The following is a 19,514-nucleotide window of genomic DNA, read 5'->3' on the forward strand; positions in this document are numbered from 1 at the left end:
CTGCACCGAATTCATCTTCAAGGACGGTCATGAACGTCAGCACGGCGGTCCCCGCGCCGTCCTCCCGGCCGTCCCCGCGCTCGCTGCGCGCCCGGGACAAGCTCATGCGGACCGCCGAACGCCTGTACGCCGAGCACGGCTTCGCCGGCGTCTCCATGCGGATGATCCGCGAGGCGGCCGGGCAGCGCAACAACTCCGCCGTGCAGTACCACTTCAGCTCCCGGGACGAGCTGATCGTCGCCATCCTGGAGCAGCACGCGGCCGCGGTCGAACGGCACCGCTCCCGGCTGGTGGCCGTGCTGGAGGAGCGGGGTGAGGCGTCGCCGCGCGAGTGGATCGCCTGCGTCGTCGAGCCCGGCATCGAGCATCACGTCGAGCTCGGCACCCCCTCCTGGTACGGGCGCTTCCTCGCGCAGGCCGTCGTGGATCCGGGGCTGCGCGAGCACGCGCGGCGGGCGTACACCTGCACGCCCTCCTTCCAGCGCCTCGACCGCCTCCACCCCGTCGCCGGGGCCGGGCGGGACGCCGAGCTCACCGAGCGGCACGCGGCCATGATCCGGCTGCTCCTCGTCCACATGTGCGCCGACCTGGAGACCGAGCTGGCCGCCGGGGAGGCCAGGCCGGACGAGGCGGAACGGGCCTGGCGGAGGCTCGGCGACAATCTCGTCACCGCCGTTCTCGGCCTCAGCTCCGCCCTGCTCCCCGGCTGAATTCCGCCGTTCATCCACGCCTGGACTCCCGGGTTTCGGCATGGCGGCGGGGGGAAGGGGCGGCTGACACTGCTGCGGACATATGCCGTGAACCGCTGCGGAAGCGTGCGTGACGCCGGATCTGGGCGCCTTCGCCGCGACCACCGCGGGAATCGGACGCGACCATGTGCGGACCACGAAGCAACAAGATTGTCGACGACCAGTGAAGACGATTGTGGGCGATTCCCCGAGATGCGGCGCCAGGAAGGGCGTACCGCGGGCCGTCCGCGTCCGCGTAGGCTTGCCGCCAAGCCGCCGCGGGGGTTCCGCGACGGCCCGGACGAGACGTCCGGCCTGGATCACGGACCTTGAGGGGAAAGCGGTGACGGCACTCGCGATCGAGGTGGAGCGCCGGCCTGGCTACTGGCTGCTGACCCTGAGCGGTGAGCTCGACAGGCAGACCCAGCCCGACCTGTCGCGCGCGTTCGACGAGCTGCTCGGCGGCGCGCCGCACGCGTGCCCGCACATCGTCTGCGACCTGGGCGGCCTGGCCTTCTGCGACTCCAGCGGGCTGCGCGCGCTGGTCATCGCGCAGGAGCGGGCGCGCGAGCGGAGCGGCGGCCTGCGGCTCATCGAGGTGAACCCGAGCATGGCGGCGCTGCTGGAGATCACCCAGCTGGAGGAGCAGCTGCCCGCCTACGACGACCTCGACCACGCCACGAACGGGCTGATACGCCCGGAATGACCGTCGTGCCGGCCTCAGGAGCCCCCGGCCGCCTCTCCGGCGGGCGGGCGGTCTCGCACTGGACGGATGCGCCCGTGAGCCGCGGCACGTTGACGAGACGGGACATGACACGTTGAGCGACCTGCTCGAACTGAGCCTCCCCACCGGCACGGACCTGGCCGCGGTCCGGGCTGTGCTCCGCGATCACGCGCTGACGTCCGGCATGACGGCCAGACGGGTGGAGCTGCTGGTCCTGGCGGTCAACGAAGCCGTCACGAACGTGCTGGACCACGGAGGGGAGGGCGGCCGGCTCGTCGCCCGCGCCGGAGACAAGGGCATGGTCGTCGAGATCCTGGACGAGGGCGGCACCCTCCTCCCCGAGCACCTGAGGCGGCTCCCGGCCCGCAACCCCACGAGCGGCATGGGCCTGTTCATCATCCGCAGCGTCTGCGACCGGGTCGACCTCGACCACCCGGACGGCCACTCCCGGCTCCGCCTCTACATGGACTACGCGGGTCCGACCGCTCACTGAGCGGCGCGCGGTGCGCCCCCCACTTTCACGAAAAACTTTTCCGTAATAGTATTTCGCCAGGACGTGCGCACACCACCCATCCGCGACCACCAGGAGGATCAATGGAGCAGGTGCGTTCCTCCCCGGCGGACCGGTCCTGGACGTTCCTGACCAACCACGCCCGGGTGCTCACCGAGATCGCCCGCGATCCCGGCGCGCGGGTGCGCGACATCGCGGCCGCGATCGGCATCACCGAGCGCGCCGCCCAGAACATCGTGACCGACCTGGAACGCGGCGGCTACATCACCCGCACCCGCGTGGGCAGACGCACCCGCTACAGCGTCGACCCCAGCCGTCCGTTCCGCCACCCCGCCGACGCCGACCATCAGATCGAAGGGCTGTTGTCCCTGTTCACCGACGACCACCCGCCCGGCCAGGAGCGACCGGACGGAGACCTCGACCGCCGCGCGCCTTCTCTTCCGTCGTGACAGGAGCCACCCGATGCCGATGACCACCGACGAATCCAGCCACGCGCTGCCCGGCGGCCGCGCGCCCGACTGGCTGACGGTCCTGGTCGAGGAGCGCGACGGGCACGCCGTGGTGCGCCTCGACGGCGAGCTCGACCTCCTCACCCGCCCGCGGCTGAGCGCGGCCTGCGACGAGCTGCTGAGCCGTGGCGTACGCAGGATCGTCATCGACGCGGCCGGCCTGAGCTTCAGCGACTGCGCCGGGCTGAGCGCGCTGCTCGGCGTGCAGCGCGAGGCGTGGCGGCGCGGCGGCTCCCTCGTGCTGACCGGCGTGCACGGCATGCCGGCCCGGCTGCTCGCCATCACGGGCGCCGCGGCCACCCTGCTGCCCGGCGAGGCCACCGGCCCGGCCACGGCCGTCGGCGAGTGACCGGCCCCGGCCCGGGCGGCCGGGGCGCGGGGCGGTGGGCGGCGCGTGAGCGGTTGGGTCAGCAGGTGGGCAGCGGGTGAGCGGCGTGGGTCAGCAGGCGGGCGGTGACAGGCGGGCCGGGGTGCGGGTGTCCTTCGGGTCGGCCGGGATCACCCCGTCCCGTGAGTCCTCCTGCGACCCGAGGAGGGCCCGGGTGAGTGACTGGTCGTCGCCCGCCATCGCCCGCAGCGCCGTGTCGAAGTGCTCGTCGGTGAGCGCGGGCGCGCCGGCGCGCAGCGCGATCAGGATCACCCGCCGCATCAGCTCCTTCACGAACGACGCCGTCACGCCCTCGGTCGCGGCGACCACCTTCCCGGTGTCGGCGTCGATCCGCTGGTCACGCGCGTAGAGCCGGACCAGCCGCTCCCGCGCCGCCGCGTCCGGACGCGGCACCTCCACCGCGAGGTCCACCCGTCCCGGCCGCTGGACCAGGGCCCGCTCCAGCGCCTCGACCCGGTTCGTGGTCAGCACGAACGTCACGTCCGCGTCGCCGCCGATGCCGTCCATCGCGTCCAGCAGGGAGAACAGCAGCGGGCTGGTCTCGTGGTGGCCGCGGTCCTCGGCGATGAGGTCGACGTCCTCGATGACCACGAGGGACGGCTGCAGCGTGCGGGCCAGCGCCACGGCGTAGTCGATGCGCCGCATGGCGGGCCCGGTGATGAGCACCGCCGTGTGCTCGCGCAGCCGCCCGATCAGGTAGCGGGTGGTGTGGGTCTTGCCCGTTCCCGGCGGCCCGTACAGCAGCAGGCCGCGGCGCAGGTGCTGGCCGGCGGCGGTCAGCCGGTCGGCGAGCTCGGCGATGCCGACGATGTGCTCCTCGATGGCCTCCAGCCGTCCCTCCGGCAGCACCACCTCCTCGGCGGCCAGTTCGGGGCGGGGCAGGAAGCTGAGCATCTCGTTGTCCCGGTGCTCGCTGAAGCCGAAGCTGAGCACCTGGCCGCGGAGCGGGTCGTGCTCCCGCTTGAGCCGGTCGATCTCCTCGCGCACCGCCGTCGCGGTGCCCCGCTCGGCCGTGAGCACGGTGAGCAGGGTGTGCGGCTCGTGGTCCTCGCGCTCGCTCAGCGCGAGGACCACCGGCGTGCCGTCCGGCGCGACGGTGGCCACCAGGCCGAGCTGCACGACCTCGATCGTGGCCTCGGGCCCGACCGCGGCCGTGCCGTAGTCGGGGCGGCCGAGCAGCCGGCTCCCGTCCCGCATCGCGGCCAGCAGCATGTTGATGATGCTCTCCCAGCGGCGCTCGCCGCCGACGATGCCGAACCAGCGGGCGCCCGGCGAGTGGCGGTCGAGGTAGAGGTCGGTGGCGATCTGCAGCGCGGCGTGCTCGTAGAAGCGGTACCTCTCCTCGACCACCACCACGTCGCTGAGGGGGCAGCCCAGGTGCTCGGTCACCTGAGTGATCAGGGGGGAGGCCGCGTTGTCGGCGCCGATGCTCTCGGCCACGGCGCTGTAGACCTGCCGCAGGCTCTCGGCCAGGGCCCGCGCGCTCGCGGGATCGATGTCCGTCACGATCGCCATCATGCCGCACGGGGTTCCGGCCCGCGCGGCGTTATTTAACGTGCTTTGTCGCATCTTGGCCGCTCGGTCGTTCGTGGACCTCCCCTGAGGGCATCCGCGTGTACGGGGAGTAGTGAACCGCTTCTCTCCGTGACACGCAGAAAGGGAAGTCGGATGGCTCAGGACGCGCGCAAGCCGAAGAGCGGCGACAAGGACAAGAACAAGGGCAAGGCCAAGGGCGCGATGCCGGGCCGCAACGGCGCCGAGAAGAAGCCCGGCGCCGCCAAGCCCGAGGACTGGAAGAACAACGTGCCGGGCGACCAGGGCTGACGCCTGACGTGCTGGTGCCCTGCGGCCTCCGGCCGCAGGGCACCTTGCGTTGTCCGGGACGACGCTGGCGAGTCAGTCGCCGGACTCGCTCATCAGCCGGGTCCAGAAATGCTGCAGCTCTTCGGCGATGTAGCGGCGGTAATGGATGCGCTGCCGGCCGTCGTCGTCCCGGTAGACCGAGACCTCGGTATAGGGCGTCCCATCGTCGATGAAACCCGTATGGAGCTGCGCCCAGTCTTCCGCGCGCGGTGTCCACTCCGGAAAAGCCAGCGTCGCGGCGCGGTCCCGGATGGCGGTGTGCCAGCGTTCTTCCCCCAATATGGCCATACTCCACGGTGCCAGAGCAACGGTCAGGACCGGGCAAAACACCCCGTTGCGGAGGGTCAGAGCGTGGCGGTCTCCTCCGCCCCGCGCGCCGACCGGACCCGGGACCAGGCGACGGCGAGCAGGACGACGGCCGCTGCGGCGAAGGCCACGTTCCCCGCCAGGTCCACCGCCGGGGTGGCGGGCAGGGCCGGGGGCTGCGGGAAGGAGTGCCAGGCGTAGGTGAGCATCCAGCCCGCGCCCAGCGCGAACCGCTGGGCCGGTCCCCAGCCCGCCCGGCGCGCCCAGCGGGCGACGAGCGCGTACGCCGCCCCGTACAGGGCGAGGTTCGCGGCCACGGCCGGCCACGCGCGGAGGACGCCGATCGTCAACGCGGCCAGCCAGAAGGCGAGGCCCGCCACGAGCGTGAGCCCCAGCACCGCCCCCGCCCCCGGCGCCCGCTTCACCACCCGTCCCGGCACCTGCCCCTGTGCCCGCTCCGCCGCCTGCTCCTGCGCCTGCCCCTGGGTTCGCTCCCGCTCCCGCTCCTGCGCCTGGGCCCGCTCCCGCTCCTGCGCCTGCGCCCGTTCCGCGAGTGTGGTGGCGGGCCGGTGGCGGCGCAGGGCGAGGGCGGTCAGCAGGGCCGCCGTCACGGCCGCCGCCGCGAGCTGCCCCGCCGGCGCGCGGTAGGCGTCCGGGTTCAGCGCGGTCGCCGCCGCGCCCAGCGCGTACAGCACCCCGGCCACGACCAGGCCGGGCCGGCCCAGCCACGGCTCCTCCGCCCTGGACGGCACCAGGGCCTCCATGACCGCGATCGGCGCGAGAACGCTCCCCGCCGCGTGCACGCCGCCCAGCACGAACGTCGTCCACCAGGCGCTCACGCCCACCCCCGGCAGCCACGCGTACGACGCCAGGTCCATCCCGGCGAAGTGCGGATCGAACAGGGACCGCGTGAGCAGCCCCTCCTCCACCACCCCGTACGCGACCGCGAGCAGCACCATGCCCGGCCAGCCCGCACCCCGCCGGCGGGCCAGCTCGCGGATGAGCAGGGCGCCGCCCCCGTACAGCGGGGCCAGGACGATCAGCGCGGGCAGCGCGGTGACGGGCAGGTTCCCCAGCAGGAACTCGCCCGCCAGCGGGGACAGCACGAAAAGCCCGAGAGCGGGCAGAAGCCGTTTTCCCATGCCTCCAGCGTCGCCAGGCCCCGGCGGGGCCGGTAGTGACGTTCGTCAGCAGGGCGCGCGGGTCACAGCCAGCCCTTGGCCTCGGCGGCGCGGGCGGCCTCGGCGCGGTTGCGGACGCCGAGCTTGCCGATGGCCGACGACAGGTAGTTGCGCACGGTGCCGTCCGACAGGTGGAGGCGGCGGGCGATGTCGGCCACGGTGCCGCCCTCCGCCGCGGCCCGCAGGACGTCCCGTTCCCGGCCGGTCAGCGGGTTGGCGCCCGTGGAGACGCTGGCGGCGGCCAGCTTGCGGTCGAACACCCGGCCGCCCGCGTGCACCCGCCGCACCGCGTCGGCCAGCTCACCGGCCCGCGCGTCCTTGACCACGTACCCGGCGACGCCGGCGTCCATCGCCCGCCGCAGGTAGCCCGGCCGGCCGAACGTGGTCAGGATGATCACCCGCACGCCCGTCAGCTCCCCGGCGACGGTGAGGCCGTCGCGGCCGGGCATCTCGATGTCGAGCAGCACCACGTCGGGGCGGAGCGCGGTGACGGCCGGGGCCACCTCGTCGCCGCGGCTCACCTGGCCGACCACCTCCAGGTCCGGCTCCAGGCCGAGCAGGGCCGCCAGCGCCGCGCGTACGAGGTGCTGGTCGTCGGCCAGCAGCACCCGGATCATGCGGCCGCGCCCGCCAGCGGCAGGCGGGCGCTCAGCCGGAAGCCGCCGCCCGCGGCGGGGCCGCCGTCCAGGACGCCGCCCGCCACCTCGACCCGCTCGGCCAGCCCCCGCAGCCCGTTGCCCGCCGCGCCCGCGACGTCCGTACGGCATCCGCCGCCGTCGTCGCTCACCTCCGCGTACGCCTCCCCGTCCCGCACCCCCAGCCGGATGCGGCAGTGGCGGGCCCCGCTGTGCCGTACCACGTTGGTCGTCCCCTCCCGCACCACCCAGGCCAGCACCGGCTCCACGTCGGCGGGCAGCGGCCCGGCGGCCACCTCCAGCCGCACCCCGGCGGTGGCGAGCGCCCGCCGCGCGCCGTCCAGCTCGTCGGCCAGCGACAGCTCCCGGTAGCCGGTGATCGCCTCCCGCACGTCCGCCAGCGCCTGCCGGGACAGCTCCTCCACCTCCTCGGCCTCCGCCCGCGCCCGCTCCGGGTCGGCGGTGACCAGCCGCGCCGCGAGCTGGCTCTTCACCGTCATCACCGCGAGGCTGTGGCCGAGGAGGTCGTGCATGTCGCGGGCGAAGCGCAGCCGCTCGTTGTCCACGGCCAGCCGCTCCACCTCGGCGTTGGCCTGGCTGAGCGCCCGGTTCGCCGACTCCAGCCGCAGGAAGGCGCGCATCGCGACGGCGAAGATCACGCCCTGCAGCGGGAACCACCAGCGTTCGGCCAGTGACAGGCCGAGCAGCAGCGGGAAGGCCAGCGTGACGGCCAGGATCGTCGCCCCCGCCGCCACCGGCAGCGCCCGCTCCGGCAGCGACACGGCCACCGCCGCGATGAGGAAGAACCACATCGACAACAGCCACAGCTCGCCCAGCAGCGGCGTCATCGCGGCGGCGACCGCGTACAGCAGGGCCAGGGCGAGCAGGCCCGCCGTACGGCGCGACCGCTCCACGCACCACATGACCCCCAGGTAGAGCCCGACGAAGGCGGCCAGTCCGGCCGCCGCCAGCGCCACCCGCACGGGGGAGGGGGAGGAGGCCAGGAACGTGGGCAGCGGCCAGACCAGGACGACGAGGTAGAGACAGTTCCACAGCCTGCCCTTCACGCCAAGCAGCCTATACAGCCCATCGCCGGCCGTCCCCTGACGAATGTCATGGGCACGGTCCGGCGAGGGACGGATCAGCTGGTCAGCTGGCGCTGCAGGAGACCGTCGGCCAGGTGTAGTTGCCGTTGTGCTGGATCGTCACCCCCCAGTTGTTGCCGCTGCCGTTGGGCCGGGCGGTGAGGGTCTGGGCGTTCGGGTAACTGGCGCTGATGTTCCAGGTGGCGATGACCTTGGCGGGGGAGGGGACGTTCATCGTCACGGTCCAGTTGCTCGATCCGCTGACGGCGACGTTGAGGTTGTAGCGGTCGCTCCACTGCTGCCCGGCGGAGAGCGTCGCGGAGCAGCCGCCACCGCCGCCCCCGCCCCCGCCGCCCCCGCCGCCTCCGGAGGAGCTGCCGAGCGTGATGTTGGAGCTGCCGCTGCTCTGGTAGCCCTCCGTCGCGAGGATCTGGTAGTCGTGGCTGCCGAGGTTCATGCCCTTGCCGGCCCAGGCGTCGAAGTGGTTGCCGGCGGTGATGGTCCCGCCGGTCCGCTTCGACTGCCGGACGCTCCAGTACTGGTCGAAGGTCCTGGTGCCCTCGATGGAGGGGGCGTTGTAGCGGGTGGTCCGGTAGATGTCGTACGTGCCGCCGTCGCTGGTCACGGTGCCCATGTACGTCCCGGTGGGCCGGAAGGTGCCCCAGTTGTCGACGATGTAGTACTCGATGAGCGGGTTCCGGGTCCACCCGTAGAGGGTCAGGTAGGCGTTGCCCGACGGGTTGAAGCTGCCCGAGTAGGTGACCGTCCTGCGGCCGCCGGTGCTCCAGCCCTTGCCGGCGACGAAGTTGCCGGTGTTCCTCCAGGACGTGCTGTAGTTGCCGCCGGAGCCGAGGTTCATGGAGACGGTGCCGGAGCTGTCGGTCCAGAACGAGTAGAAGTAGCCGTTGTCGGTGCCCGTCTGGTTCGAGGTGACGGTCGTGTCGGCGCCGGCGGTGCCGGGCATGACCAGCGCGGACAGGATCAGCGCGAGGGCCGAGGCGCCGCCGAGGAGCAGCCGGAGCCGGCCGCCGCGGCGGGGTCGGTGACGGGTCGGGGCATCGTTCATCGGATCTCCTCTACCTCGAAATTATCGGCAGACTGGCGAAAGTATCGGATTCGTCAAGAGGGATGTCAACGCCTCGTACGGTCGTGGCGACCTCGCCGGTACGTCTACGGCTCTCGCGGACAGGGAGAACGCCTCCGGCGGCTCCTGAAACTTTCGGAGAGTTTCCGAACAAGAAGAAGGCCGCGCCCCCTGAAGGGACGCGGCCTTGATGGCGAGGGTCAGGCCTTGCCGGCGACCTTCTGCTCGGCGGCCTCACCGGCCGGCTCGGGCAGGTCCAGGCTGTCGCGCAGCTTGGCGGGCCGCAGGAACGCCGCGGCGATCAGGCCCACCACGGCGATGCCCGCCGAGACGAGGAAGATGTGGCCGGTGGCGTCGCCGTACGCGGCCCGGACGATCGGCACGATCGGCGCGGGCATGTCGGCGATGTTGAGGCTCCTGCCCGCCTGGCTTCCCGTCACCGGGATGCCCGCCTTGGCGAGGCCCTCGGCGATGCTGGTCGCCACCTGGTTGGCCAGGATGGCGCCGAGCACCGACACGCCGACCGTGCCGCCGAGCGAGCGGAAGAAGGTGATCGCGCCGCTGGCCGCGCCGATCTCGCGCAGCGGCACGGTGTTCTGGATGACCAGCACCAGGTTCTGCATGGACATGCCGACGCCGACGCCGACGGCCAGCATGTAGAGCGACACCAGCACCAGCGAGGTCTCGTGGTCGATGGTCGACAGCCCGATGAAGCCCGCCAGCAGCACGACCAGCCCGACCAGGATGTACGGCTTGGTCTGCCCGCTCCTGGACACCATCCGGCCGCTGATCGTGGAGGAGAACAGCACGCCGACCATCATCGGGATGGTCAGCAGGCCCGCGGCGGTGGGGCCGTACCCGCGGCCGATCTGGAAGTACTGGCCGAGGAAGACCGCGCCGCCGAACATCGCCATGCCGACCGCGAGGCTGGCCAGGATGGCGAGGGCCGGGTCGCGGCGGCGGACGACGTGCAGCGGCACGACCGGCTCGCGCACCTTGGCCTCCACCCACGTGGCCAGGGCGAGCAGCACCACGCCGCCGCCGACCATGGCGGCCGTCTGCCAGGACAGCCACTCGAAGGAGTTGCCGACGAAGGTCACCCAGATGAGCAGGACGCTGACGCCGGCCGCGATGAGCGCGGCGCCCCAGTAGTCGATGGTCACGTCCGTGCGGCGCACGGTGGGCAGGTGCAGGGTCTTGGCCAGCAGCGCGAAGGCGGCGACGGTGAACGGCACCGCGATGAAGAAGCACCAGCGCCAGCCGAGCCACGAGGTGTCGGCGATGAAGCCGCCGAGCAGCGGGCCGCCGACGGTGGCCACGGCCATGACCGCGCCGAGGTAGCCGTTGTAACGGCCGCGCTCCTTCGGGCTGATCATGGCGGCGATGACGACCTGGGCGAGGATCTGCAGCGCGCCCATCCCGAGGCCCTGGATCGCGCGGAAGGCGATGAGCTGCCCGGTGTTCTGGGCGAAGCCGCAGGCCAGCGAGGACACCATGAAGATCACGATGGCGATCTGGAGCAGCAGCTTCTTGTTGAACAGGTCCGCGAGCTTGCCCCAGATCGGGGTCGAGGCGGTCGAGGCCAGCAGGGACGCGGTGACGACCCAGGTGTACTGCGACTGGCTGCCGTTCAGCGCGCCGATGATCTGCGGGAGCGCCACCGAGACGACGGTGCCGCTGATCATGGCGACGAACAGCACGAGGAGCAGGCCGCTCAGTGCTTCGAGGACCTGCTTGTGGGTCATCGGCTCCGCCGCGGACGGCGCTGCCGGCTGTGCGCTCACGCGCAACCTCCTGTGGGGGAACGAACGTCAGGGATGATCCCGGATCGCGGGACCCGGATACCTTACATGCACATCGGGAAACTTTGCGCACTGGGCATATATTCCCGGCGGGTAGACTTCTTTCATCATGAGCAGCACGCCAGGGCTGCGTGAGCGCAAGAAGGCCGAGACCCGCCAGGCGGTTCACGAGGCAGCGCTCCGGCTCACCCTCGAACACGGCCTCGACCACGTCACCGTCGAGGCCATCGCCGACGCGGCCAACATCTCGCGCCGCACGTTCAGCAACTACTTCGCCGGCAAGGAGGACGCCCTCCTCTACGGCGACGAGCAGCGCCTCGGCACGCTCGTGCGGCGCGTACGCGACCAGCCGCCCGAGCTGACCGCCTGGCAGGCGCTGCGCGCCGCCATGGACGTCCTCTACCACGAGGCCGGCGGCGGCGACCGCGACCTGCTCGTCCGCACCCGCCTCGCCATGCGCCACCCCTCCCTGCTGGCCCGGCAGCTCACCGTCAGGGTCCGGCTGGAGAACGAGCTCACCGAGGCGGTCACCGGCCGCGCCCTGCCCGACGGCGTACGGCCCGAGGTGATCACCGCCGCGTTCCTGGCCGCGCTGCGCGTCGCCACCCAGTGGTGGTGCGCGGGCAACGACGAACGCGACTTCCGCGACCTCATCGACCAGGCGCTCGACCAGATCGCGGGCCCGTTCCGCTGACCCCGGCCCGCCGCTCTAGGCTGGCCGGTGTGCTGATCCGCCCGAGAACCCCCGGCGACCTGGAGGCGTGCGTCAAGGCCCTCGCCGAGGTGCAGGTCGTCGACCGCTACCCCGTGGACTGGCCGGACGACCCCGGCGGCTGGCTGACGCCTCGCGGGCTGGAGCGGGCGTGGGTGGCCGTCGAGGACACGGCGGTGCTCGGGCACGTGGGGCTGACCGCCGATCTGGAGGTCACCCGGCTGTTCGTCGTCCCGGCCGCGCGGGGGCGGGGGCTCGCCGGGCTGCTCCTCGACACCGTACGGGCCGCCGCGGGCGGGCGGCCGGTCACGCTGGAGGTCTCCTCCGAGGGGAAGGCGGCCATCGCCCGCTACGAGCGCTCCGGCTGGCGGCGTACCGGCAGCAGCCGCGCCACCTGGCTGAACGCGGCCGGTGAGCCCGCGCTCCTGCACCACTACGTGAGCCCGCCCTCCTGACCGGCGCCCGCGCAAAGACCCGGCAATGATCGCGCCCGCCGGGCCGGCCCGTCCCGGCAGCCGGGGTAGAGCCCCGGGAGCGGGACGAAGGCGGAGGCGCGGATGAGGCTCACCGGGGCGGGGACGACGCCCGGCACCCGCGCGCCCGCGCCCGGCTGATGCCCGCCGGCCCATCGGCACCGGTCCCGCCGGCCGAGGGCGGAGGGCGGCTGGCCGTGCTCGCCGTCACGCTCACCGTCGGCACCGGCGCGCTGGACGTGGCCGGGTTCGCCCGGCTCGGCGGCGTGTTCAGCAGCGTCATGACCGGCAACCTGGTGGTGTGCGGGTTCGCGATCGGCACCGCCGCCTTCGCCCAGCTCCTGACCGGGGTCACGGCCATCGGCGGTTACGTGGCGGGCGTCCTCGGCGGCACTCGCATCACGAGCCGCTTCCGCGGCAGGCGGGACGCGGCGGCCGAAGCCGGGTGGAGGTGCCCGCGAGGGGTGATCGCGGCGCTGGCGGCGGAGCTGGCCGTGCTCGCCGTGTTCGCCGCCGGCTGGGTGGCCGCCGGTCCCCGGCCCGCCGCCGTCCCGCTGCACGGGCTGCTCGCCCTGGCGGCCGTGGCGATGGGCCTGCAGAGCGCGGCGATGCGCGGGCTCGGCGGCGGCCATCCGGTGTCGACGACGTACCTGACCGGGACGCTCACCGGCGTCGTCGCCGCGCTCATCACGGTCGGCCGCCCGCAGGGGGCGCGGTTGCGCGACCTGACGGTCCTGACCGCCGTCCCCGTCGGGGCCGCCGGGGGAGCGCTGGTGCTCGCGTACGCGCCCGCCCTCCTTCCCGCCATCCCCCTCGCGACGGTGCTGACCGCCGTGACGGTGGCGACTCTCCTGCACTGACCCGGCCGGCGCCGCATCCGGATCATGGACCGCGGACCCCTTCTGTTCTACTTGAGGTAGTACTACCAACGGTAGAGGGGTGGGTCATGCGCATCGTCATCGTGGGAGCCGGCATCGCCGGGCTGGCGGCGGCCAGAGGGTTACGGACGGCGGGACACGAGGTCACCGTCCTCGAACGCGCGCCCGCGCTGCGCGACGGCGGCTGCGCGATCATCCTGTGGAGCAACGGCACCACCGTCCTGCGCGACCTCGGCGTTCCTCTGGACGGCCTGGGCCGGCGGCTCGACTCCCTGGAGGCGCGCAGCGCCCGCGGCCGGCCGCTGATGACGGTGGACACCGCCCGGCTGGAACGCGAGCTCGGCGCCCCGACGATGGTCATCCCCCGCCGCACCCTGATCGCCCGGCTCGCCGAGGGCCTGCCGGAGGACACCGTACGGTTCGGCGCCCGCGTCACCCGGCTCCACGACGACGGCCGGACCGTCCGCGCCGAGACCGAGGACGGCACGCGGCACGCCGCCGACCTGCTCATCGGCGCCGACGGCGCCAACAGCCCGGTCCGCTCCGCCCTCTTCGGCGCCGCCCCGGCGACAGGGGCCCGCCCGACCGGCGCGGCCTCCTGGCAGGGACTGATCCCCGCCCCCTTCGACCTCGGCTCCCGCTCCCTGCTCTTCCTCGGCCGCCTCGGCCTCGTCGGCCTGCTCCCCGCGGGCGACGGCATGCTCCAATATCTCATCGACCTGCGATGGCGGCCCGGCGACGAGGCCGACCCCGAACGGGCGCTGGCCGCCCTGCGCGAACGGTACGCGAGCTACGGCCCGCCCGTCCCCGCCCTGCTGGCGGCGCTGTCCGAGAAGGACCTCCAGCTCTTCCCGCACACCAGGCGCCGCGCCTCCCTGCCCTGGCGGCGCGGGCGGAGCGTGCTCATCGGGGACGCCGCGCACGCCATGCCGCCCATCCTGGCCCAGGGCGCGGGCCAGGCGCTGGAGGACGTCGCGGCGCTGACCCACGCCCTCACCGGAGTCACTGGCGAGAACGCCGCCGCCGCGCTGCCCGCCTACGAGCGCGCCCGCAGGCGGCGGGCCGCCCTGGCCTCGACGGCCGCCACCCGGGGCGTGGCGACCGCCGGGCCGCGTACGGCGTTCCAGAGCGAGGCCGCACTGCGCGGCGCCGTCGCGCTGCCCGACCGGCTGGCCACCTGGCTGTTCGGCCGGCTCGTCACCGGCGTCAGCACCCGCCTCGCCCGCTGACCCCGGCCGGGCGGGCGGCCACTTGCGGACGACTGAAGCGCCGGCTTGAGTCCGCCACAAGGGGGTCATGGCACAAATCGGGTCGTGCCACGAACACGGCATCACCGACCCGGGAGGAAGACGATGTCCGAGACGATGTCCAAGACGATGTCCCCGTACGACCTGATCATCACCGGCGGCCACCTCATCACCATGGACGCGGCGGTCCCCGACGGCCCGGCGACCGTGGCCGTGCGCGACGGCCTCATCGCGGACGTGCTGCCCGCCGGCCGCGAGCTGCCGCCCGCCGCCGACGTCCTCGACGCCGGCGGCGCCCTGGTCCTGCCCGGCCTCGTGGACGCCCACCGCCACACCTGGCAGTCCGCCACCCGGCACTTCGGGCTCGACTGGAGCCTGATGGACTACCTCGGGGCCGCCTTCCTGCGCCTCGGTCCGGCCTTCCGCCCGGCCGACGTGCACGCGGCCACGCTGCTCGGCGCGCTCGGCGCGATCGAGGCGGGCATCACCACGCTCGTCGACTGGGCGCACATCCAGAACACCCCCGAACACTCCGACGCCGCCGTCGCGGCGCTGCGCGAGAGCGGGATCAGGGCGGTGTTCGCCTACGGCTGGCCGCAGACCGACCCGATGCGCTGGGTGGGCGACAGCGACGCCGTGCTGCCCGACGACGTCCACCGCGTCCGCGCCGGGCTGTCGGACGACTCGGCCCGGGTGACGATGGCGCTCGCCGCCCGCGGCCCCGAGATGTCGCGGGCGAGCGCGGTCAAGCGTGACCTTGAGCTCGCCAGGGCGCTCGGCCTGCGCGCCACCATGCACCTCAGCAACGCCGGCAGCCTCACCCAGCTCGACAGGCTCGGCCTGCTCGACGAGACGATCACCATCGTGCACGCCTGCGGCTGCGGCGACGACGAGCTGAAACTGGCCGCGGACCTCGGCGTCACCGCCGCCGTGTCGCCGCTCATCGAGCTGACCATGCCCGGCCTCGGCACGCCCGCCACCGGCCGTCTGAAGGCGGCCGGGATGGTGACCGGGCTCAGCGTGGACACCGAGATCGCCACGTCGGGCGACCTGTTCGCGCAGATGCGGGCCGCCCTCGCCCAGCACCGGCAGTCCGGGCACCCCGAACCGCTGTCCGCGCGTGACCTGCTTGCCATGGCGACCGCCGGCGGCGCCGCCGCGGCCGGCCTCGGCGACCGTACGGGCAGCATCACCCCGGGCAAGCGGGCCGACCTCATCGTGGTCGCCACCGGCGGCGCCGCCACCGCGCCGGTCGTCGAGCCCGCCGCGAGCCTCGTGCTCGGCGGGCACCCCGGCCTGGTACGGGACGTCATGGTCGAAGGACGGCTGCTCAAGCGCGACGGCGTCCTGCTGGGCCCGCTGCGGGAGGCGCTCGACGCGGCCGTACGCACCCAGGAGCACCTGCGCGAAGCCGCGCCGGAGGTCTTCCCGGCGCTCTGAGCCGGGTGACAGAACCGAAGATCGTGGCACAATCTCCGCATGGCGGTGGAGTTCCACGTCCTCGGCCCCTTCTCCGTGAGCGTCGACGGGCGCCCGGTCGACGTCGGCGGGCCGCGTCCCCGGCTGCTGCTGGCCCGCCTGCTCCTCGCGCGCGGCGCCACCGTCTCCGTGGACGCGCTGCTGGACGCCCTCTACGGCGGCGAGCCGCCGGCCCGTGCCGTCGGAACGCTCCACACTCACGTCTCCCACCTGCGCCGCCTGCTCGAACCCGGCCGCGCCCCCCGCACCCCGTCGGCCGTGCTCGTCAACCGGCCGCCGGGGTACGCGCTCGGCCCGCACCGGCTCGACGCCGACGAGTTCGCCCGCCTGTCGGCCGAGGGGGACCAGGACGCGGCGCTGGCGTTGTGGCGGGGGACGCCGTACGAGGAGTTCGCGGACGTCCCCTGGCTGCGGCCTGAGGTCGAACGCCTGCACCAGGCCCATCTCGCGGCCCGCGAGCAGCGGCTGGCCGCGCTTGCGCCCTCGCCGGCGACCGCCGCCGAGCTGGCGGAGCTGGCCCGCGCGCACCCTCTGCGCGAGAGCCTGTGGGAGGCGCTGGCGCGGGTCCTGTACCGGCTCGGGCGGCAGGCCGACGCGCTCGACGCCCTGCGCACCGCGCGGCGGCATCTCGCCGAGGAGCTCGGGCTGGACCCGGGGCCCGGCCTCCGCCGCCTGGAGTCCATGATCCTGACCCAGGACCCGGCACTCGGCGAGACCACCCCGGCCTTACCCGACCCGGCGCCCGGCGGCGCGTCACCGGGTGCGGAGGGGACCGGCGGGGGGCCGGTGGTGGTGGGGCGGGCGGGGCCGCTCGACCGGCTGGCGGAGCTGGCCGCCGAGGTCGAGGCCGGGCGCACCAGGATCGCGGTGATCTCCGGCGAGCCGGGGATCGGCAAGACGTGGCTGGCGGAGGAGTTCGCGCGCGGGCGGCAGGCCCGGGGCTGGCTCGTCGCCTGGGGACACTGCCACGAGAGGTCGGGCGCTCCGCCCCTGTGGCCCTGGCGGCAGATCGCCAGAGAACTGCTGGAGCAGGGCGGAGCCGAGCCGCCCGCCGCGCTCCTCGACGCCGACGACGGTCCCGGGGACCCGGAGGGGGAGACGGGGGAGGCCAGGTTCCGGCTGCACCGCGAGGTGGCCCGCCACTTCGCCGCCGCGGCGGCCGAACGCCCCCTGCTCCTGCTCATCGACGACCTCCAATGGGCGGACACCGCCTCGCTCGGACTGCTCGCCGACCTGGCCCGCCTGCTGCGGGGCCGCGTCGCCGTGGTGATCACCGTGCGCTCGGGCGAGGGGCCGCCCGCCATGTACGACGCGCTCGCCATGGTGAGCCGCAGCCACGCCCTCCGGCTGCCGCTGGCCGGGCTGGACGCCGCCGCGGTGGCCGAGCTGTCCGGGCTCGACCACGGCCAGGCCGCGGCGCTGGCCGAACGCACCGGCGGCAATCCGCTGTTCATCCGCGAGACCCTGCACCTGGCCGCCGGCGGGGGGCTCGCCCGCGCTCTCGCCACCGTGCCCGAGGGGCTGGCCGACGTGCTCCGCCAGCGCATCGGCCGCCTGCCCGCGCCGCACCGGGCCGTCCTGGAGGCCGCCGCCGTCGCCGGCGACGCCACCGACCACCTCCTCCTCGCCGGGGCGCTCGCGGCGGTGACGCCGGCCGAGGCAGGCGCCGTGCCGGTCGAGGAGGCCGTCGCCGCCGCTCGCGCCGCCCGGCTGCTCGCCGACGACCGTACGTTCACCCATGACCTGATCAGGGAGACCTGCTACGCCGACCTGCCCCCGGCCCGCCGCGCCGCGCTGCACCTCGCCGTGCTGCGCGGACTCGCCAGCCGCCCCGCCGCCGACCCCGCGACGATGGCCGCGCACGCCCTCGCCGCCGGGCCGGCCGCGACGGCCGAGGCCGTGGAGCTGTGCGTGGCGGCGGCCGGGCGGGCCGCGTCCCGCCACGCCTACGACGACGCGGTCACCTGGTGGCGGCGGGCCGCCGACACGCACGGCCGGATCCCCGGCGCGGACCCGTCCCGGCACGTGCGCCTGCTGCTCGGCCTGGTGCGCGCCCAGCTCGACGCGGGCGACGGCTTCTCGGCGCGGGCCACGCGCAACGAGGCCGTGCTCGCCGCCGACGCCACCGGCGACGACACCCTCACCGCGCAGGCGCTCACCAGCCTGGACGCCCCCGGCCTGTGGAAGTTCTACACCTACGGCGACACCGAGGTGCACGTCGTCGAACGCGTCGAGGACGTGCTCGACCGGCTCCCCGCCGGCGACTCCGAGCTGCGCTGCCGCCTGCTCGGCTGCCTCGGCATGGAACGGTACGACGGCTCGGCCGACCCCCGGTGCGACGACGCGACCGCCGAGGCGCTCGCCATGGCCCGCCGCCTCGTCGCCGCCGGCGCGGGCAAACGCCTGCTGGCGGTCACGCTCAACGCCCGCTACCTCGGCATCCAGCTTCCCGAGCGGCTGCGCGAGCTCGACGCGATCGGCGACGAGCTGACCCGCCTCGGCCTGCCCGGCTTCGAGCTGCTCGGATGGCTGATCCAGGAACGCACCCGCCTGGAGCTGTACGACGTGCGCGCCGCCGACGAGGCCGCCCACCGCGCCGACCGGCTGGTCGAACGGCTGGACCTGCCCTGGCCCCGCTTCCAGCACCTCATCTACCGCGGCGCCCGCCGCCTGATGGAAGGCGACCGGGCCGGGGCGGAGGAGGCGTACACCGCCGCCGCCGAGGCGGGGGAGCGGCTCAACCTGTGGCACACCCGGCCCGCGCTGGACTCGGCGGTCGTCGCCACGCACCTGCTGCACGGCGAGCCGGTCGAGGACGAGGAGCTGATCGAGCGCTTCTCGCCGTTCCCGGCGCACCGGCAGGCCGTCCGCATCCTGACGGCGGCGGCCAAGGGGGACGGCGCGGCGCTGGAGGCGGCCCGGCGCGAGGGCCGCCCGCCGATGCCCCGCGACTTCGGCGAGCTGCCCGCGCTCTGCCTGGTCGGGCTCGCCTGGCAGGCGGCGGGGGACGCGGAGGCGGCGCGGGAGATGTACCGGCGGCTGCTGCCGTACGAGGACCGCCTGGCGATCGGCGCGGGCACGTTCCCCGCCGGGCCGGTCGGCTACTACCTCGGCCTGCTGGCCGAGGACCCCGGCACCCGCCGCGCCCACCTGAGCGCGGCCGTCCGCCGCTGCGAGCAGGCGGGCCTGACCTGGTGGGCGCAGCGCGCCGCAAGCGCCGGTTGAGTCGTCCTGCAGTGCCCCGTCGCATCGTGGCCGCATGACGACGAACACGACACCTGCCACGAACGCCGGCCCGGACCTCACCCTGTTCCTGGCCTTCCACCGCGGGCTGCGCCGCGACTTCGGCCGCCTGGCCGACGCGCTCGACCGCTGCCCCGACACCGACGAGGCCCGCCGCGCGCTCATCGACGAGCACACGGCGATGCAGCTGCGGGCGCTGCACCACCACCACAGCGACGAGGACGAGAACATCTGGCCGCTGCTCCGCGGCCTGGTGCCGGCGGCCGTCGAGGTGCTGGACCGGCTGGAGTCCGACCACCAGGAGATCGACGTGGTGATCGAGCGCCTGACCGGCCCGCGCCGCCCGGCCGCCGAGCAGGCGGCGGACCTGCGCCGCCTGCACGAGCTGCTGAACGCGCACCTCGACCTGGAGGAGTCCCAGGTCGTGCCGCTGATCCGGGCGCACGTCACGCCGGAGTGGTGGGAGGAGGCGGGCAAGGCGGTCAGCAAGAGCCACGGGCGCGACCTGCCGATGGTCGCCGCCTGGACGCTGGACGCCGCCAGTGAGGAGCAGCGGGCGCACATCTTCGCGACCGCGCCCTTCCTGCTGCGGGTGCTCTACCGGCTGAGCTGGCGCCGCGCGTACGAGCGGCGCGCCGCCCAGATCTTCGGCTGATCAGCGCTTCA

20 protein-coding genes are annotated in these 19,514 nt (G+C 74.2%); 13 read left to right on the plus strand and 7 right to left on the minus strand.

Annotated elements, in window-relative coordinates; translation table 11 throughout:
* Nucleotides 1-29 precede the first annotated feature (29 nt).
* From AC27IY_RS03000 to AC27IY_RS03020, 5 genes are all read left to right on the plus strand, one after another.
* Entirely contained in the window at nucleotides 30-710 is a 681-nt protein-coding gene (locus tag AC27IY_RS03000) for a TetR/AcrR family transcriptional regulator (protein ID WP_487177050.1), read from the plus strand.
* A gap of 361 nt (nucleotides 711-1,071) precedes the next feature.
* Nucleotides 1,072-1,434: an STAS domain-containing protein gene (locus AC27IY_RS03005; protein ID WP_487177051.1), complete on the plus strand. Its 363-nt coding sequence runs from the start codon at nucleotides 1,072-1,074 to the stop codon at nucleotides 1,432-1,434.
* 112 nt (nucleotides 1,435-1,546) lie between these two features.
* Nucleotides 1,547-1,945 carry an ATP-binding protein gene (locus tag AC27IY_RS03010; RefSeq protein ID WP_364451923.1) on the plus strand — a complete coding sequence of 133 codons (399 nt, stop codon included), beginning with the start codon at nucleotides 1,547-1,549 and terminating at the stop codon, nucleotides 1,943-1,945.
* 101 nt (nucleotides 1,946-2,046) lie between these two features.
* The gene (locus AC27IY_RS03015) at nucleotides 2,047-2,412 is read left to right on the plus strand and encodes a MarR family transcriptional regulator (RefSeq protein ID WP_344216575.1); all 366 of its coding nucleotides are present in this window, start codon (nucleotides 2,047-2,049) and stop codon (nucleotides 2,410-2,412) included.
* Between the two features lie 19 nt (nucleotides 2,413-2,431).
* Nucleotides 2,432-2,821, plus strand: a complete 390-nt coding sequence (locus AC27IY_RS03020) for an STAS domain-containing protein (protein ID WP_423448297.1) — start codon at nucleotides 2,432-2,434, stop codon at nucleotides 2,819-2,821.
* Between the two features lie 90 nt (nucleotides 2,822-2,911).
* Here the strand turns inward: AC27IY_RS03020 and AC27IY_RS03025 are convergent, their stop codons facing one another.
* Nucleotides 2,912-4,366, minus strand: a complete 1,455-nt coding sequence (locus AC27IY_RS03025; RefSeq protein WP_423448295.1) for an AAA family ATPase — start codon at nucleotides 4,364-4,366, stop codon at nucleotides 2,912-2,914.
* Nucleotides 4,367-4,528: 162 nt separating this feature from the next.
* On the opposite strand from AC27IY_RS03025, the gene AC27IY_RS03030 reads away from it, so the two are divergent.
* The gene (locus tag AC27IY_RS03030) at nucleotides 4,529-4,684 is read left to right on the plus strand and encodes a hypothetical protein (RefSeq protein WP_329576518.1); all 156 of its coding nucleotides are present in this window, start codon (nucleotides 4,529-4,531) and stop codon (nucleotides 4,682-4,684) included.
* Nucleotides 4,685-4,756: 72 nt separating this feature from the next.
* Here AC27IY_RS03030 and AC27IY_RS03035 read toward each other — a convergent pair whose 3' ends face one another.
* The 6 genes from AC27IY_RS03035 to AC27IY_RS03060 form a co-directional block, all read right to left on the minus strand.
* Nucleotides 4,757-5,011, minus strand: coding sequence for a hypothetical protein (locus tag AC27IY_RS03035; RefSeq protein WP_344216568.1), 255 nt, complete (start codon nucleotides 5,009-5,011; stop codon nucleotides 4,757-4,759).
* Nucleotides 5,012-5,067: 56 nt separating this feature from the next.
* Nucleotides 5,068-6,171, minus strand: coding sequence for a hypothetical protein (locus tag AC27IY_RS03040; RefSeq protein ID WP_487177052.1), 1,104 nt, complete (start codon nucleotides 6,169-6,171; stop codon nucleotides 5,068-5,070).
* Nucleotides 6,172-6,233: 62 nt separating this feature from the next.
* Entirely contained in the window at nucleotides 6,234-6,827 is a 594-nt protein-coding gene (locus AC27IY_RS03045) for a response regulator transcription factor (RefSeq protein WP_364451911.1), read from the minus strand.
* Nucleotides 6,824-7,912 carry a sensor histidine kinase gene (locus tag AC27IY_RS03050; RefSeq protein WP_487177053.1) on the minus strand — a complete coding sequence of 363 codons (1,089 nt, stop codon included), beginning with the start codon at nucleotides 7,910-7,912 and terminating at the stop codon, nucleotides 6,824-6,826. The genes AC27IY_RS03045 and AC27IY_RS03050 overlap by 4 nt, the downstream gene beginning before the upstream one ends.
* 82 nt (nucleotides 7,913-7,994) lie before the next feature.
* Nucleotides 7,995-8,996: a glycoside hydrolase family 11 protein gene (locus AC27IY_RS03055; protein ID WP_487177054.1), complete on the minus strand. Its 1,002-nt coding sequence runs from the start codon at nucleotides 8,994-8,996 to the stop codon at nucleotides 7,995-7,997.
* 218 nt (nucleotides 8,997-9,214) lie between these two features.
* Nucleotides 9,215-10,759 carry an MDR family MFS transporter gene (locus AC27IY_RS03060; RefSeq protein ID WP_423449004.1) on the minus strand — a complete coding sequence of 515 codons (1,545 nt, stop codon included), beginning with the start codon at nucleotides 10,757-10,759 and terminating at the stop codon, nucleotides 9,215-9,217.
* Nucleotides 10,760-10,925: 166 nt separating this feature from the next.
* Here AC27IY_RS03060 and AC27IY_RS03065 point away from each other — a divergent pair, with 166 nt between their 5' ends.
* From AC27IY_RS03065 to AC27IY_RS03095, 7 genes are all read left to right on the plus strand, one after another.
* The gene (locus AC27IY_RS03065) at nucleotides 10,926-11,510 is read left to right on the plus strand and encodes a TetR/AcrR family transcriptional regulator (protein WP_423470765.1); all 585 of its coding nucleotides are present in this window, start codon (nucleotides 10,926-10,928) and stop codon (nucleotides 11,508-11,510) included.
* Nucleotides 11,511-11,539: 29 nt separating this feature from the next.
* Nucleotides 11,540-11,983, plus strand: a complete 444-nt coding sequence (locus tag AC27IY_RS03070; protein ID WP_423470766.1) for a GNAT family N-acetyltransferase — start codon at nucleotides 11,540-11,542, stop codon at nucleotides 11,981-11,983.
* A 158-nt stretch (nucleotides 11,984-12,141) separates the two neighbouring features.
* Nucleotides 12,142-12,861: a YoaK family protein gene (locus AC27IY_RS03075; protein ID WP_423470767.1), complete on the plus strand. Its 720-nt coding sequence runs from the start codon at nucleotides 12,142-12,144 to the stop codon at nucleotides 12,859-12,861.
* A gap of 86 nt (nucleotides 12,862-12,947) precedes the next feature.
* Entirely contained in the window at nucleotides 12,948-14,108 is a 1,161-nt protein-coding gene (locus tag AC27IY_RS03080; protein ID WP_423470768.1) for an FAD-dependent oxidoreductase, read from the plus strand.
* Between the two features lie 123 nt (nucleotides 14,109-14,231).
* Nucleotides 14,232-15,566 (plus strand): amidohydrolase family protein, encoded by a 1,335-nt coding sequence (locus AC27IY_RS03085; protein ID WP_423470770.1) that lies wholly within the window; start codon nucleotides 14,232-14,234, stop codon nucleotides 15,564-15,566.
* Nucleotides 15,567-15,605: 39 nt separating this feature from the next.
* Complete coding sequence (locus tag AC27IY_RS03090) at nucleotides 15,606-18,830, plus strand: ATP-binding protein (RefSeq protein WP_423470771.1); 3,225 nt, start codon at nucleotides 15,606-15,608, stop codon at nucleotides 18,828-18,830.
* 34 nt (nucleotides 18,831-18,864) lie between these two features.
* Entirely contained in the window at nucleotides 18,865-19,503 is a 639-nt protein-coding gene (locus AC27IY_RS03095) for a hemerythrin domain-containing protein (protein WP_423470772.1), read from the plus strand.
* Nucleotides 19,504-19,514 lie beyond the last annotated feature (11 nt).

The organism is Nonomuraea sp. B208, from assembly GCF_057536035.1.